This window comes from Bartonella sp. AA83SXKL (assembly GCF_042196965.1).
Taxonomy (GTDB): domain Bacteria; phylum Pseudomonadota; class Alphaproteobacteria; order Rhizobiales; family Rhizobiaceae; genus Bartonella.
On the sequence record NZ_JBHIRG010000013.1, the window covers coordinates 1 to 15,255 of the forward strand.

11 protein-coding genes and 1 rRNA gene are annotated in these 15,255 nt (G+C 35.7%); 9 read left to right on the plus strand and 3 right to left on the minus strand.

Annotation, left to right across the window (positions count from 1 at the left end; all coding sequences use genetic code 11):
- Positions 1-592: 592 nt before the first annotated feature.
- Positions 593-946: a helix-turn-helix domain-containing protein gene (locus tag ACFINO_RS06845; RefSeq protein ID WP_375636854.1), complete on the minus strand. Its 354-nt coding sequence runs from the start codon at positions 944-946 to the stop codon at positions 593-595.
- A gap of 1,194 nt (positions 947-2,140) precedes the next feature.
- Here ACFINO_RS06845 and ACFINO_RS06850 point away from each other — a divergent pair.
- Both ACFINO_RS06850 and ACFINO_RS06855 read left to right on the plus strand, forming a co-directional pair.
- Positions 2,141-2,986 carry a TIGR01459 family HAD-type hydrolase gene (locus ACFINO_RS06850; RefSeq protein ID WP_375655300.1) on the plus strand — a complete coding sequence of 282 codons (846 nt, stop codon included), beginning with the start codon at positions 2,141-2,143 and terminating at the stop codon, positions 2,984-2,986.
- A complete protein-coding gene (locus ACFINO_RS06855; RefSeq protein ID WP_375610591.1) occupies positions 2,986-3,987 on the plus strand; it encodes a bifunctional riboflavin kinase/FAD synthetase in 1,002 nt (333 codons plus the stop codon). Before ACFINO_RS06850 ends, ACFINO_RS06855 begins: the two co-directional genes overlap by 1 nt.
- A 2,109-nt stretch (positions 3,988-6,096) precedes the next feature.
- On the opposite strand, the gene ACFINO_RS06860 is transcribed toward ACFINO_RS06855, so the two are convergent.
- Positions 6,097-6,426, minus strand: a complete 330-nt coding sequence (locus ACFINO_RS06860; protein ID WP_375632881.1) for a TIGR01244 family sulfur transferase — start codon at positions 6,424-6,426, stop codon at positions 6,097-6,099.
- A gap of 1,001 nt (positions 6,427-7,427) precedes the next feature.
- Between ACFINO_RS06860 and parA the strand changes: the two genes are divergently transcribed.
- From parA to ACFINO_RS06895, 7 genes are all read left to right on the plus strand, one after another.
- On the plus strand, positions 7,428-8,057 hold the full coding sequence (gene parA / locus ACFINO_RS06865) for a ParA family partition ATPase (RefSeq protein ID WP_273790968.1): 630 nt from the start codon (positions 7,428-7,430) through the stop codon (positions 8,055-8,057).
- A complete protein-coding gene (locus tag ACFINO_RS06870; RefSeq protein WP_375655301.1) occupies positions 8,054-8,284 on the plus strand; it encodes a plasmid partition protein ParG in 231 nt (76 codons plus the stop codon). Before parA ends, ACFINO_RS06870 begins: the two co-directional genes overlap by 4 nt.
- A gap of 1,089 nt (positions 8,285-9,373) precedes the next feature.
- On the plus strand, positions 9,374-9,586 hold the full coding sequence (locus ACFINO_RS06875; protein WP_375632883.1) for an EexN family lipoprotein: 213 nt from the start codon (positions 9,374-9,376) through the stop codon (positions 9,584-9,586).
- A 46-nt stretch (positions 9,587-9,632) separates the two neighbouring features.
- Entirely contained in the window at positions 9,633-9,902 is a 270-nt protein-coding gene (locus ACFINO_RS06880) for an EexN family lipoprotein (protein WP_375632897.1), read from the plus strand.
- Positions 9,903-9,954: 52 nt separating this feature from the next.
- Entirely contained in the window at positions 9,955-10,113 is a 159-nt protein-coding gene (locus ACFINO_RS06885; protein ID WP_375632885.1) for a hypothetical protein, read from the plus strand.
- Positions 10,114-11,055: 942 nt separating this feature from the next.
- Positions 11,056-11,289, plus strand: coding sequence for a hypothetical protein (locus ACFINO_RS06890; protein WP_375655302.1), 234 nt, complete (start codon positions 11,056-11,058; stop codon positions 11,287-11,289).
- A gap of 2,679 nt (positions 11,290-13,968) precedes the next feature.
- Positions 13,969-14,373 carry a flagellar protein FlgN gene (locus ACFINO_RS06895; protein WP_375655303.1) on the plus strand — a complete coding sequence of 135 codons (405 nt, stop codon included), beginning with the start codon at positions 13,969-13,971 and terminating at the stop codon, positions 14,371-14,373.
- A gap of 408 nt (positions 14,374-14,781) precedes the next feature.
- Here ACFINO_RS06895 and rrf read toward each other — a convergent pair.
- A 5S ribosomal RNA gene (gene rrf, locus ACFINO_RS06900) occupies positions 14,782-14,895 on the minus strand.
- Positions 14,896-15,255 lie beyond the last annotated feature (360 nt).

A 15,255-nucleotide genomic window follows, 5' to 3' on the forward strand; every position in this document is an offset into this window, starting at 1 on the left:
TTTTGACGTGCAAGGGAATGATTTTGATTGATTCAAGATAAGCAGGTTTGAAATGAGAGAATCTTACGTTATTCGAGCCTCTCAATCAACATACAAAACAGTGAATTATCATTATAAATCAATGTTTGCCTTATGATAGAGTTGGTGTAGCATTGAGATTTTAGAGGAAAAATATGCCTTTAAGACTTTATAACAGATACTAAGTCTTTAATAGCAGGTATATTAAATGTACATCATTTAAAATAAATAGAGCGTCCATAGAGAAAAGGGGGGCCGCTCTTGAAATACGGATAAATACTTATTCTGTTGTGCTGTAAAACGCTATTGTTTGCGGGTGTGGTGATATAAGACATAAAACTTTATACATGGGGTGTTTTGATAAGAGAGTGTGATGAATATTCAAGGGAGGGCTTGTTTATATAATTTTGTGAAAGGAACCATATGAAATGGGAATCTGAGAAGGAGCTATTTTTGAGAAGGCGGATCGTTTATCAACCGGTTTGAGGAGGGGGGCATCCTTTTGGGGTGTGGGGAGAAAGACAAGAATAGGGTGTGTAGCACTTTATAGCTATGCTTTTAAAGCGTTTTAATTTTAATCACAAATTAAGTTTAAAATCGCTTTCTGCTTGACAGATGTGAGGACTCTAAAACTTTTTAAAAGCAAATATTCCTCTTTGCTCGAGGCGATTTCATCATAATGGTACGGGGTGTTGTCTTTTTTGATGATATCAGTGTAAAAAAAGGCAAGTGGAACATTCAAAATATCGGAAATTTCCTTTAAACGTCCTGCGCTCACGCGATTTAAGCCTTTTTCATATTTCTGGATTTGTTGGAAAGTGACACCTAAATGATGCCCTAATGTTTTTTGAGACATTTTTAGCACTTTTCGCCTAAAGCGAATTTTTTTGCCTACAAAAAGATCAATATTAAGATTTTGAGCTTGCATTTTCCCCCTCCAGGTGCGAGCGCCCTCGCATTGGTATTCCGGGAGCTTGAAAACACTGAACCCTAGTCAGCATTTTGCTTTTAGTGCTTGGAGCACCTGGACATAGCAAAATCTCCCGGAATTCCGGGATACCCACATAGTGGGTTTATTTTTACGCTAGGGTTTCGGGTTTTCAAGACCCCTTTTGATCGTTGCGTATGCGATCAAAACATTTTTCGATTCATAAAGTAATTTTAGGAGATTGGCAATAAAAATAGTTTTTCTTGAGACGGATAGATTTTTTTAAATAGGAGGTTGTTTGCCTTTCAAAGTTTTAAGGTTTGCTTACTCAACTCATGACATCAGATATGCATTTTACGAAGGTAAAGCTTGGTTTTTAAGCTCAAGTCACCGCTTACGGTGCTGTCCTTAACCAATAATCAAAATGACTTGTTTTGATGCGTCTGAGATATCATGATGATAGGGGAAAGCTTTTATGAGTAAAGAGCCCTCATGCAAAATAAACTCAAAACATTATAGATCTTATTGTTGTATGTTCACATGTTTGTTTTAGAAGATATTTCTCAATGTTAGCGCCTATTTTACAATGGTGCTTCGTAAAGTATGTAGCGTAAAAGCCTCTATGAATGGGATAAAAGCTATATTGCTATCTTTACTGAAAAAAAGATGCTCGGACGGCACATACTCTCTGCCAGTTCAAAATATTACGACAGTTTTTGCCTTGAAAGGGAGCATAAGAGCTATTTTTTCTTTCTTCACGTGTTTTTATCTGTACGCTCTCTGCTTATAATGTGTAAGCGAAAAGGTTTTGATTGATTCAATATAAACAAATTTGAAATGAGAAAATATATTGGGCTTTCTCATGATGCATGTTTTTAAGAGGGGGATACGTTTATTTTCTCAGTGAAGAATTTGAGTATTTTAGATAAAAAACTCTATCAACGTCGTTGTTGTTAGAATTAAAATTTTTATGAGAAAAATGAGCATTGGGGAATGATAAGCTTTTGCTATCAAGCATTTTAGAATTTTGCACAACTTAATGATAACTTAGTTATTTTATCATTTCTTATGATCTCTATAGACGATAAAAAGTTGGGATATGGTTTGAGAAAGCAGATGACACAAGTATTATCTTTCGGTAAGTAGTTTTGAAGTAAAAGACAGCTTTAAATGACAAATAGAGATAGGTGCTCCATGAATGAACTTACCCATATTGAGACTATTATAGCGCATTATGATGCTGTTTTTTGTGATGTGTGGGGTGTTGTGCATAACGGTGTACATGCATTTGAACCAGCGTTGAAGGCGTTGTATAAAATCCGACAAATGGGAAAAACTGTCATTTTATTAACCAATTCTCCTCGGCTACGGGAAGATGTTGCTGCTCAATTACAAAGCATGAATGTTCATAGCGACTATTATGATGCCATTATCACTTCAGGGGATGTAACGCGCGATCTTATTCAGACTGCTCCACGTAAAGTTTTTTTCATTGGTTCACAACGTGATTTGGTGCTGTTTGAAGGGTTAGAGTGTGAATTTGTTGAAGAATGGGAGGCTTCTGTTGTCGTCTGTAGCGGTTTTCTTGAAGATTTTGACGAAGAACCCTCTGCTTATGAGGAGATGTTTCTTCGTATGCGGTCGCGGAATTTACCTTTTATTTGTGCGAACCCAGATGTGATTGTCCATTATGGAAATAAAGAATTTTGGTGCGCTGGTGCATTGGCTCGTCTTTATCAACAATTAGGGGGGGAAGTGCGCATTGCTGGAAAACCTCACGCGCCTATTTATGAATGTGCCTTTGAAAAACTTCAAAAAATACGGGGAACAGTAGAAAAAAGTAAAGTTTTAGCTATTGGTGATGGTCTTTTAACGGATATTAAGGGGGCGGCTCACTTTGGTCTTGATGCCCTTTATATTATGGGGGGGATTCATCATTATGATTATACGCAAAAGGGTGTGGTTGATAAGCAAGCTTTGCATTCTTTTCTTGAACATCATGGTTATAAACCACAAGCAATCATGTGGGCACTTCAGTAATGACTAATTTTTTGCGTCTTCAGGGAATTCATATGTTTCCCTCGGCTTGGCGGGGAGCAGTGTTGGCACTTGGAAATTTTGATGGTGTTCATTGTGGGCATCAGGTGGTGTTGCAAAAAGCACTTGATTTCGCGCGTATAAAAAAGAAACCATCTGTTGTTTTAACGTTTGAACCCCATCCAAGAAGTTTTTTTCAACATTCAGCTCCTGTCTATCGTTTGACAGAGGCAGCTGAAAAAGCTGAAATTTTTAAAACCCTTGGTTTTGACGGCGTGATTGAACAGCCCTTTGATGCACAGTTTGCCGCTCTTTCAGCGGACGAATTTATTAAGTCGTTTTTAAAGGAAGTTTTTGATGTTTCAGTTGTGGTGACAGGCGAAAATTTTCAATTTGGTCATCAGAAAAGTGGAAATGTACATCTTCTTTGCCAAAGGGGAGAGAAATATGGATTTGAGGTTGTGCAAGTTCCTTGCGTTGCTCGTCCTCAAGAGTCACAATCTTTGATCATTTCCTCGAGTTTTATTCGGCAACTTCTCTCACAAGGGGAAGTGGACAAAGCAGCCCATTTGTTAGGGTATCACTATCGGATACGCTCCAATATTATTCAAGGTGAAAAACTTGGACGTCTTTTGGGATTTCCTACCGCTAATCAAATGTTGCCTCCCCAAGTTCGTTTGGCTCATGGTGTTTATGCGGTACGTTTGCGTCGTGCGAACGGTGTTTTGTATGATGGTGTTGCAAGCTTTGGTTGTCGTCCAACGGTTGTTAAGGATGGGGCGCCCCTTTTGGAAACCTATTTGTTTGACTTTAACGACGACCTTTATGGGGAAAGCTGTATCGTTTCTTTTTTCCAGTTTTTGCGAGGACAAGAAAAATTTGATGGGCTTGAACCTTTGATTGCGCAAATGCATCGTGATGAAAAAAAAGCAAAAGAAGTTTTAAAGACAGTACAACCATTATCAACGTTGGATAGGCTGCTTACTTTTAAAAATATGTCCTAAACTGATCTGAAAAAGAGAGAAGAGCTGTAAAAATAGCACTTAAAGTGATTATAATCACAAAGATATATTCCAAAACATCGTGGAATATATGTTTTTTCCGTTGTTGAGAGGGAGAATCGAATATCTGAAGATCTGATTTTGGCATCATTTTTTTCAAAGTTAACTTTATGGTTTTTGTTGTCATTCAAAACTTTACTGCTTGTTTCTTTCTGATCCGTTAAAACTCGTCATAAAAGATGCAGTAAAGAATAAGCAACCAGCCTATTTAGCAATAATAGACGTGAAGAAGGAGAAAGGCTGTTTTTAAAATTTCTTGCGATTTTAAGCTTATAGTTTGATAAAATTTAATTGATGACTTTTTTTATTTTAAAAGGTTATTGTTTCTTTTTTCTAATTTGGCTTATTATGTCATTTATGCCGTATCATCGTTTATGATGAGAGTTGGTTCGTGTAACCTTACGCATGTGATATTTTGTATTATGTAATGAATATTTTTAAAAAAGTTTTGTTTGTCGAGTCTTGTGAAGAAGATCAGTGGTTAGCAGCAGTTTTCGTGCTAACCAATCACGTAAACGAGAATGAAGCTGCTGGAAAATGCTTTAAGTTTCGTTTCTCTTGTATATTGTGATGGGGAATGCATATTAAGGAGACTGCGATTGATTGTAGATAAAAGAAATCATTGCGAGAAAGCAGGTGTATTGTTTCAAAATTTCTAATGCTTTTGATGGATAAAGGCACAATTTTGTTGTCGTAACACGTCAATCTTTCAGATTTTCAAGTTAAAAACTATCCATATATTTCCTTTGTCTTTCACAAATGTAACGCCCATAATGAAAAGGAAAGACAGTCTTGTAAGGATATGAAAACACAAAGCCAATAATGTTTTGTTGTTTTTTGATAGAAATATTGGATAAAAGTTAGAACATCTTTCCAATCTATGTTCGGTCTATTCATGACTTTATGGTGTTGTTTTTCTCATAAAACTTTTTGTTTAGCGATTCTCAATGCGAGCAGTATGTTTGAGATAAGGATTAAGGCGCTTTAGTCCTCTCTCTACTGTTACAGCTTTTGTATACCAGATGGGGAGAGTCTATTGCTATATTCATTTGGATAATCTCTGAAACCGGTTTACAGCCTTATTGGGGAAAAATATGAAGTTATAAAGGGGAAAATCAGTCCAGATGACAGTCTTTTTTACATTCGGGTTTGCCACTTTCAAAAGGGTCCAGAGCAATATCTCTTAAATCATGAAAATAACAGCTTCAGGCTTTTGTTGTTCTTTGCATAGGATATCAGGTCCCACAGGTAAAATAAAATGCTGGAATATCCTTGTTTTGCTAATTTATGCACTTCTTTTAAAGAAATATCTCTCAACGCTTCTCATATTCATTTTCATGATGGCTCTCATGAATGGTATCTTGAAAGCTCCGTTGAGCGCTATCATCTTTATGCCTAATAAAAGAGCAATCCGACACCATCCGTTATATTGACAAGCCTTTAGTGTTGTACAGTCTAGGCTATTTGAGAGCGCTTATGAGAGTTTGTTCTTAACTCGTTTTATTTCACACGAATATTTCTTGCTTGTGACATGCAAGAAACACGCTTTTGATTGATTCACTATAAATAGGCTTGAGAGAATCTTACGGTATTAGGATTTATCACTCAACGTGCAAAATAATTAATTGTTATAAATCAATATGTCGCAGTTAATCATAGATTATGGCTTACTGCTTTTTTATAAAATACTCTGCATGCCTTTTATTCGGAATATGGGTTTTCTTAGTGGTTTTACTGTCGTTTTAGGTGTCTGTGGCGTATGAATGAGCTCGTATTGGTAAAGGAAGAGAAAAAGAAGGTGGAGCAGTGATAAAAAGTGAGGTGAAAATAATTTTCTTTGATCATCATATGAATTTTCATGCATTTTTATGGCTTCGGGTGTGCATGCTTGTTGTATATTGAGGAGCAAAGCTTGCTTGTAGAGTTTTATGAAGTGGCAAGCCAAAGGAAAGGCGCAAAACAAAGATTATTGACAGATTGTTTTTTACAAATCGATGCGTATTTAAGAATTTTCGTCTTTTAAGGTGCGTAGGAAATGTGCGAACCCTCTGTTTAAAGACGCGCTAAACGATAAAGATGCAGCGAGCGTGCTCCGTGATGACAATAGGCAAGAAGAGGCAGAGAGGCTGTTTTTAAAATTGTTTGCATGGCTTCAACAGCTGACTTTTCTATAGTTGGAGGAGAAATGGGAATGTGATAGGCTTTTATGCCATATTCATTTGCGACCGTTTTAATGCTAGAAAAGTCAGGTTGATGGAGCTCTTCGTGATCGGGGCGGTTACAGATAATTGTTTTAAAACCAGCTTGTGCCAATGTTTTGATATTTTCTATGCTAATTTGGGCGCTGATAAAAATATCAGGTTCAATTTGTTGTAAATTCATTTTTATTTATTCCCAATTGCACGATCTTCACGATGCCCTCTGGTCTAGTATATAGAAAGAACATAATGAAGGTAAGTTTTTCAGTGGCATCTTAACAAAAATATTCTTTTTGTCGAGAAGATCTATTTGGGAAAAATGAGCTGTAAGATGCAAAATATCTCATTCCGCAACATGTTCGTTATGCGATCTTATAAAAGATGGATGTTTGGTCTTTATGGATAATCTATAGTGTTTACTCAGCATAGACATTTCATTGTGTTGTTTGTTTACGCGCTTGCTAGAGGTATCCTTACTTTTCTTAAGCCCATTTTACTCTGTCGAGAGTCAAAGAGTATAAAATTCATGGATCACCACCCTTTTTACACTTATGAAGCAGGAAGTCGGCACCATTATTATATTTTCCAACCCCCAATATTGTAATAGTTCTTGGTACTTGAGATTCTGCATAAGAAGCATTTTAATCCTTTCTTGTACAGTTTTTACTCACACGCTAGCCCCGCTTGTATGTACAAGAGATATGATTTTGATTAATTTAATATAAGAGGCATGAAATGAGAGAATCTTCCTGATTTCAGCTCTCTCATTCAACGTACAAAACAATGAATGCTTCTTATAGTTTGTTGTATATTCAGAGTGGAGCTTATTTGTAGAGTTGCATTAAGTGGATTGCATGAAGGGAGAAGCCCAAAAGGCAGGCGCGAGATAAGAAACTGGATCATTTACATAGCATTGTTCACAGATCGACATGGATTTAAGAATCTTCGTTTTAGGGCGGGAGAAGAAGAGCGTGTCTTTTGTTTAGATTTATTTTTGTTATTTTCAAGAACATCATCTTCATAATGTTTTGCTCATGCTAAAAGAATATTATAAAGACAAAATTGCGGACTATTGTTATTTATCCTAAAAATGGGAAAAATGGTTATTTTGCACGTATTGGATGCTTGTTTCTTTTATTACTTTCTGTATAATCGTAAAAACGATAATGCTGAAAGGCGTAATAAATGATCATTGGACTTTTGAATCAAAAGGGAGGTGTCGGAAAAACGACATTGAGTGTTAATCTTGCGGCCAGTTTTGCGCGTACCGGTGCACGGGTATTGCTTATTGATGTTGATCCACAGGGGAGCGCATTGGATTGGGCTGCTGCGCGTGAAGATGCACCTTTGTTTTCGGTTATTGGTTTACCGCGTGCAACGGTTCACAAAGAGATTACACAGATTGGTCATGGTTATGATCATATTATTATCGATGGTCCTCCGCGTGTAACTGATCTTGCTCGTAGTGCTCTTATGGCTTCGGATTTGGTGCTTATACCTGTTTTGCCTAGTCCCTATGATATTTGGGCAGCGGATGGAATTGTAAAGCTGATTGACGAAGCACGTGTTTATAAAGAAAATCTTAAATCTGCTTTTGTCATTAATCGTAAAATCGTCAATACAGCGATAGGGCGTGATGTGAACGAAGCTCTTGGCATATACCCCGTGCATGTTCTTTCTTCTAGCGTTGCGCAGCGTGTGATTTTTGCAGAAGCAGCAGCACAGGGGAAGGCGGTTTATGAAGTTGATAAGCAAGGACCAGCAGCAGCAGAGATTGAAGCGGTTGCAGCGGAAATCAAGGAGTTAGCGCGATGAATAAAAAAATTAAAATCGGCACAAAACCAACGAATAAATCAATTCCTTTAACAGCGGATGCATGGGTAGGAATCCACAAAGGGAGCATGAGTGGAGGTATGAAGCGCCTCACGATTGATGTACCAGAAAGTTTGCATCGGTTGATTAAGGTCAGTTGTGCAAGTCGTGGAACTAAAATAGCTGATGAGGTCCGCGAATTGCTTTCACAAAAATACGGAAAAGTGTAAAAAATGATACGATAATTTCGTTGGTTTGAGTGCTTTTTCTAGAGATGATATCGATTGTTTTTATACGAAGTTAATAATAAAAGCGCTCTTCTTTTTTCACGATAGTTGTTTCATTTAAGTTGTTTTTCATAAGGTTCTGTATCATCTCATGAAAGAGCTATGAGTTTGCGAAAAATTCTCCATTTCAAACTTTTCCCTATAAATGTGATAATCATCATACTATTTGTCATTTTATATCTCTAGATGAATAGATAAGTTTATTCTTCCATAAAAATTATCTTGATAATGATTTTAAACATCAGGTTATTTTTGTTTATTTTACTTAATACATAGGTAAATAATATAATTAAGAGTAGCGTTGATTATTTTTTTCTGTTATGCAGCAATCCATTTTATTAAATTATATTCATGTTTATAAAGGGGGGATAAAAATAAGTAAAATTTACTGATATTGACGCGCTATAAGTTATTCCTAATAAACAAAAGAAATCATTGAGTATAGTATAGACAATATTTCTTACATTTATATGATTTTATAGTCTTAAATAGTTAATGCCAGTCGTAATGATATGCAAGACAATAGGCTTTTTTCTTTAATTGGAATGTATAAGATTGCTTGTTTAGCATTTCTATTGGCTTTTAAAAAGTGCAGGGGGACTTAAAGCTTTCTTTCTTTTCCGGTGGTTTAGAAATGATAAGAGTGCAATTAGTTGACTAAAAGCTGTATTCTTTCGTTTGCAGAGAATTTGCAATGGGTATAGGCATAACGAATTTTGGGTAAGATATTCGTACTGTTTCTCGTTACCAAGAGGTTCTTGAAGGAAAAGAAATGATTAAAAAGCTTTTTGAGAATGTCAAGATATCAGAATTTTTACTGAAGTTTTAACACTTCAAATACAAAGAGCTGCCGTGCAGATAATGTTACAAATGCAAGTCTGATAAATGAAAGAGGCTCTTATGATTTAACATGTTTGCGTTGGAAGTGTACGTATTTGCAAAGGAAAATTAGACGCAAGGTCACAATATAGGAGGGGATGTGAATCCAAAGATATTGTTAATAAAATATAAAACAAAGAGAGGGGTTAAATCATGAACAAGATCATTATAACAGCGCTACTGCTTTGCGTGGGACTTGCTGTTACTGGTTGTGAAAAAACTTATAGTGTAAAAGAATTTAAAACAAATGAAAAATTATACGAGGAATGGGCAAAGAAATGTGAGAAGGATGATTCACCGCTCAAATCCTCTCAAAATTGTAAAAACCTTCGACAAGCATATGTAGAACTTTTTTTAAGGCCCTAAATTGTGTCCTAAACTTTGTAAATTTGAAAAGAGGGGAATTTTATTGATGAATAAAGCCATTATTACAGCATTGCTGGTTTGTACTGGACTTGTCGTTGCTGGTTGTGAAAAAACTTATAGCGTATCGGAATTTAAGAAGGATCCCAAATTACTCGAGCAATGGGCAATGAAATGCATGATATCAGAGGATTTAGATTCTCAAAATTGTAAAAACGCAGATAAAGCGTATCGTGAAGTTCATGCCCGAGATTGGCCTGGTTCAAGCTTTGTACATGATGACGAGAAAAAAACTGAAGAGAAAAAGGAAGGGAATTAAATCATGAATAAAGTCATTATTACAGCATTACTGGTTTGTACTGGACTTGTTGTTGCTGGTTGCGAAAAAAACTAAATTTAAGAAAGATAAAACATTACTCGAAGAGTGGGCAAAAAAATGTGAAAAGCTGGATCAATCTTCTATGGAGAAATCTAAAAATTGCCAACATGCCAGACAAGCATATATGGAACTGATGTTTGGCATTAATTAAAAACATACAATTCAATAAATAAGGAATTGTTTAGTTCTTGATTCTATTACGTTTTTAGGCTCTCTCTAACTTTTAGAGAGTCCTTTTATGGCTTCAAGAATTAGTCGTTTACGATCAGTACTCTTTGTGTAAACGGATGCTATACTGTCATTGTTAAGCCCAAAAGTGCTTTCAATTGTAGATAGTATTGCCTCCCAATGAGTTGTTATGTGTTACTACTAATTTTTTAATGTTTTGGTTACATGTGTTTAAAATATTGAGATTAAATCTATCTTTGGGGTGTTTTTTTTGCGTTTATCACAAAAAAATGTTTCATTACACTAAGATCGTCTTTAAGTGTTGCGGCTAATTTCGGAAAAATTAGGAGGAAACATTTGTTTGGAAATTACTTTCTCTGTTTTAATAAAGAGAAAAACATTCTGAATAGAATTATTATCGTTTCATACTCAAATGTTTTTCTCAAACTATTTTTAAAAAATTTCTTTTGATTTGAGAATATTATAACATTAGTTAAGTTGTGAGACAGTTTTGCTAGGACGGTTTTGCCGGATGTGTGAGGAATTGAGCGCTCTCCACATCTTTTCATTTTTCTCCTCTCTCTTTTCTGAGTTTACAAGGGTTTTCTTTGTTATTTTTTTATCTTGATTGTGTCGTGATATTATCATGTTGAGCGGTGGAGCTCATATAAAACTTTACGTATGAGGTGTTTTTTGTTCTCGAGCGTGTGATGAATATTTTTCTAAATAACACTTTTATTTATAAAAATGATTTAATTATTTTATGCTGAATAAGGATCTCGAATATAGTAAGCTTCTCTTATTCCAAATCTGTTTTCGGTTGAATTAATTAAAATCATCTTCTTGCATGGTACAAGCGGGGAGAGCCGTGTAGATAAAAACTGTTGGAGAAAGAAGTAAAAATGCCTCTTATAAACGATCTCAAGTGCTAAAGGTTATTGCAACATTTGGGGCTGGAAAAGTGTGTGATGTTGCTGGTTTATTCTCTCATAAGGGTAAAGATGGTGTTCAATGGATTTATCATAAGCTTCATGAAATATTATCCTTTAGGATTGTGAGATGCCCTGAAGGGGGAAGCAAAAGGAACTTACTCAATAAGGAGACAAATTATTTACAGATCGGATCTGGTAGAAAATTTCGTTTTTTAAGCTGGGAATGAAGTTGAGATTCAAGATAGCGTGAAAAGATGGACAATGATGGTTAAAAATGCATACAAAAAGCAGAGTTTACATCTCAAATAGTTGCAAGCGATGTTTGAAATTGGGTGTGTGGTTTATCTGTAGAATTAAAATTTTTCTTTGATCTTATGTGAAATTAAGATGCTTATTTGCGCAGATTACAATAAGCCAAGAGAGTATGCTTAGTATATTTCTATTACGAGAACTAAAATAACAACAAAAGCATTGATGGTGATAATCAAGGTTGAATAAAGCATAGCGGCTTTTACGAGATCAGCCATAAAAACCTCTTTCTGTTCTTTTTGAGGTGATTTTATGAATAACAATATGTTACAATCTGTAATATATGCTGATACAACATATTCGGCAAGCTTAAAATTGTTCCTTTTTTTATAAAAGCTTAAGGAGTTGGAGTATTGTGAATCCTAAAAAAGAAAGCTTTAAAAGAACTATTGATTGATTTTGTAAGTTTTGTGTTGCTGGAAACTTTTTTTATCCTGTTATGCTATAAAGCACTGTCACTTATAACGGTAATATAAGACATATACGTTTTCTTGGAACGTTTAAGTATTTTTTAGTGTACAATGAATATTCGTAGGTTTATTTGTTGAGCCTTTCGTTTAAGTGAATCAGATGAGGGGAAAGTCAAGAGAAGAGCGTTTGACAAAGATTCGGACTGCGTACAGAGCCGATTGAGTTAAGATCTTAGTTCTTTAAGGTGAGCGGTGGAAGACAAAAATGTTTTCTGATCGTTTATCTCATAGCAAGATTGGTTAATGCTGCTTTAATGGGGCATGTTTTGCACAAAAGTAAAGAACGCTCCAAACGAAATATACTTATGTTGTATATTAGTATATTTGTATTGCATATTTATGTACTTTTTTTAGAGAAATATCTCTCAACGCACACGAAAGACATTTTACGATGACACTCGTAAATGGTATAACGGTAAATGTGAATAGTATAACAGTAAAGCTCTCGTGAAATAATATAAACTTTGAATAATATAAAAATCTATAAAATGCTATCATCTTTATACTTATGAAAGAGCAAGTCACGATCATCGTACGCTTGCTTCCAATGTTTATTATAGTTCTTGGCATTTGCTAAGGTTCATAAGAGGACTTTTTCTTTCAGCGTATTTTATCAACACATCAGGGCGTTGTTTGTGATGTGCAAGCAAGTGATTTTAATTTATTCAACATGGAATAGATTTGAAATCCGATGATTATGAAAGAGAAGAGCCGCATTTAAAAGGTTGAAAACGAGAGAAAGATCGTAAACAAAAATTGTACCTTGATTATAAAATGATTGTTTCTCTGTTTTTATACTAGTAGCGCAGGTAAAGTCGCGATATTAAGAGCAAGCTGTGTTATGGAATGAAATAATCTGTAAGAAGATGCTGTGAAAATTCTGAAAATATCAATGGGGGGAGCGTTAAGCATTATGCATTGGATAATATTTTGATTTATAATGATAATCTATCGTTATTCAACTTGAATTAGAGCCCTGAATACTGGATTTTTTTCATTCCAAATCTGTTTCGTGGTGAATTAACTAAAACAATGTCTTTTGCAGTTACAAGCAGGGAGCTCCTATGCGCAGAGAAATTGTACAAGAAAGGCATGCTTTTATGAACCGTCTCAAGTGTCAAGGGTATCAGAACATAAGAGGGTAGCAAAATATATGATGGTGCTGGCTTGCTTCTTTTATTAAGCGTAAAGATGGAAAATGCTCAATGGATTTTATACATGTCATGGGAGATTTATCATTATACCATTCATGCATTCATGGGCCGCGGCGCGAAATAGGCTTGGGTGCACTTAAGAGATGTTTCTTTAAAACAAGCGCGTGAATATGCGATTGAAGACGTATCGAACTGATTGGCTAAGAAACTCTTGAAAAGGTTCAAAAAATCTTATATAGTTGTTCATTGCAAAGAAAAGCGAATGATAATTTAAAAAAGGAAGATTGATGGCTTTTTAGCTATTTTAAGATGTCTTTTTATATTGCTGTGTGGCTGATCTGTTCAAAAGAGCATTCTTTTTGTGTTTTATGCGAAATACTGCATGTGTGCAGAAAGAGCATGGGAGAGGGGGTATCCTTTTGAATGGGTGCAAACTGATCTTGTCTGGTGCCATCTTATGGGGCGCCAGAAGGTATAAAGTTTTAGTGCAGAGAGAGCCATAAGGTTATGGAGGGTAAAATGCTGCTATTGGTAAAATGCTGAAATTTTTAATGGGCTTAAGTCTTTAATATGCTGCAAGATAGGCTGCGGTTTTTTGTCGGCAGGTAATTTTTGTGGCTGAAGTTCTCGTGAAAGCATTGTTATTTTCTGTTGAAGATGAGCTCGTGATAAAATCGGCAAGGCGAAATAGACAGAGCAAATATGGAAGTTTCAATATTGCTGTAAGGTTTAAGTTTATAGCGTTTTTATGGATTAGTATAGCCGCAATGATGGTTTTGGAGCAAAGCAAGAAAAATATTTGAGAGAACGCGTTGAAAGTTGAAGTGGTATACGCTTTGAAGGATTGTCGTGCTGTTGTTTGAGCAATGTTTGCACTACGAGCTTGGTTGAGTGTATCAGCATTGAAGAGAACCTGTTTAGTCTCCCTCATTTGAAAGTAAGATTGAACAATAGTGTTGAAGGGGAAGTAAAAATGTCTGTAGTGCAATATGGTGATGATAGTTTTGCGGCAAAAGCAAAAGTTCTTGATAACAACCTTATTGATCGTGATTGGGCGATGACAAAATTTGTTGCTGCTGTTAAAGGATTAGCTCAAGTTGTTGATTATGAAAGCAATATGCTAGAGAGTAGTGGTGTTCCAGATTACGAAGAAATAAATTTGCGTAAAATACGTGGTTTGCGTGATCTTAATAAATCCATGAGTGATGTGAAGCGCTATATGAATCAAGATATTGAGAATGAGGTTGAAAGTTTGTTGTCTGATTTACAAGAAAAATTACAGCGTAATAGTGAATTACTTCAAACACATTTAAATGCAGTTAATGATCTTTCTAGAGCTATACAGCTATCTGGACGTGCAAAAGAAATAGAGGAATAAATTCAAATCTGATTAATACGGGCTGTTTTAAGTAATGACAATGATTAGGTAGGGCAGTTGATTTGGGTAAATAGTGCGTTTAGTGAGTAGACTTGTTTTAAGCGCATTTTGGTATTTAAATTATTATCCTGATGTACTGTAAAACGCTGTTCTTAAAACAGTGTTTTTTAAGGTATCGTGATGTGAACCGCATGCTGTGGGAAGCTGGCTGGAAGAGAACTAAGAGAAGGCGGATTATTTACAGAGCATTGTTTGCAGACTGAGTTAATAGGGAGAGCTTCATTTTTTAGTTTAGGGGGAGGCGATCAAGAGAATATTTAGACCAGCCTGTGATGCCTTAAAAAAAACTTCCTTTGGGGTGTGGTAATGTAAGGTTTATACATTGAGTCTTTTGCTTGCATTTAGCAGATCTGGCGGCGACTTACTCTTCCGTGTCTTAAGGCAAAGTACATCAGCGCTGGAGTGTTTCACGGCCGAGTTCGGGATGGGATCTGGTGCGTTCACTCCGCCATAACCACCAAGTCAGCAAAAAGCATGAATGATGAAGAGTATGTGATGAATATTGCCTATAAGCTTCATGGAATATTGTCCTTTAAAGTGTGGTGATATGACGCGGTTCGTTGTTTAAATCTATATGCTTGAGATAAAAATTAAAGCGGTTTATTATTTCCTTCTGCTGTTTTTAGTTTTTGTATGTCAGATTGGAGAGAGCATCCAGATCTGAGTGGATATAGTGCGTATATCTTTGTTGGCGTAATATTTGAAATGGGGAGGCAATCTCATTGGGAAAGAATAAAGAGTTAGAAATCAGCTTCCCTCTGTTCCGCCGTTCTTTAATTTAGCTTTATGTCTTTCGAAAGTATCTAAAGCACTATCTGTTAA

What these genes read in the sequence shown, in the direction of transcription:
- ACFINO_RS06845 (WP_375636854.1), bottom strand. Translation starts at nt 946, where the DNA reads ATGCAAGCTCAAAATCTTAATATTGATCTTTTTGTAGGCAAAAAAATT.
- ACFINO_RS06850 (WP_375655300.1), top strand. Translation starts at nt 2,141, where the DNA reads ATGAATGAACTTACCCATATTGAGACTATTATAGCGCATTATGATGCT.
- ACFINO_RS06855 (WP_375610591.1), top strand. Translation starts at nt 2,986, where the DNA reads ATGACTAATTTTTTGCGTCTTCAGGGAATTCATATGTTTCCCTCGGCT.
- ACFINO_RS06860 (WP_375632881.1), bottom strand. Translation starts at nt 6,426, where the DNA reads ATGAATTTACAACAAATTGAACCTGATATTTTTATCAGCGCCCAAATT.
- parA (WP_273790968.1), top strand. Translation starts at nt 7,428, where the DNA reads ATGATCATTGGACTTTTGAATCAAAAGGGAGGTGTCGGAAAAACGACA.
- ACFINO_RS06870 (WP_375655301.1), top strand. Translation starts at nt 8,054, where the DNA reads ATGAATAAAAAAATTAAAATCGGCACAAAACCAACGAATAAATCAATT.
- ACFINO_RS06875 (WP_375632883.1), top strand. Translation starts at nt 9,374, where the DNA reads ATGAACAAGATCATTATAACAGCGCTACTGCTTTGCGTGGGACTTGCT.
- ACFINO_RS06880 (WP_375632897.1), top strand. Translation starts at nt 9,633, where the DNA reads ATGAATAAAGCCATTATTACAGCATTGCTGGTTTGTACTGGACTTGTC.
- ACFINO_RS06895 (WP_375655303.1), top strand. Translation starts at nt 13,969, where the DNA reads ATGTCTGTAGTGCAATATGGTGATGATAGTTTTGCGGCAAAAGCAAAA.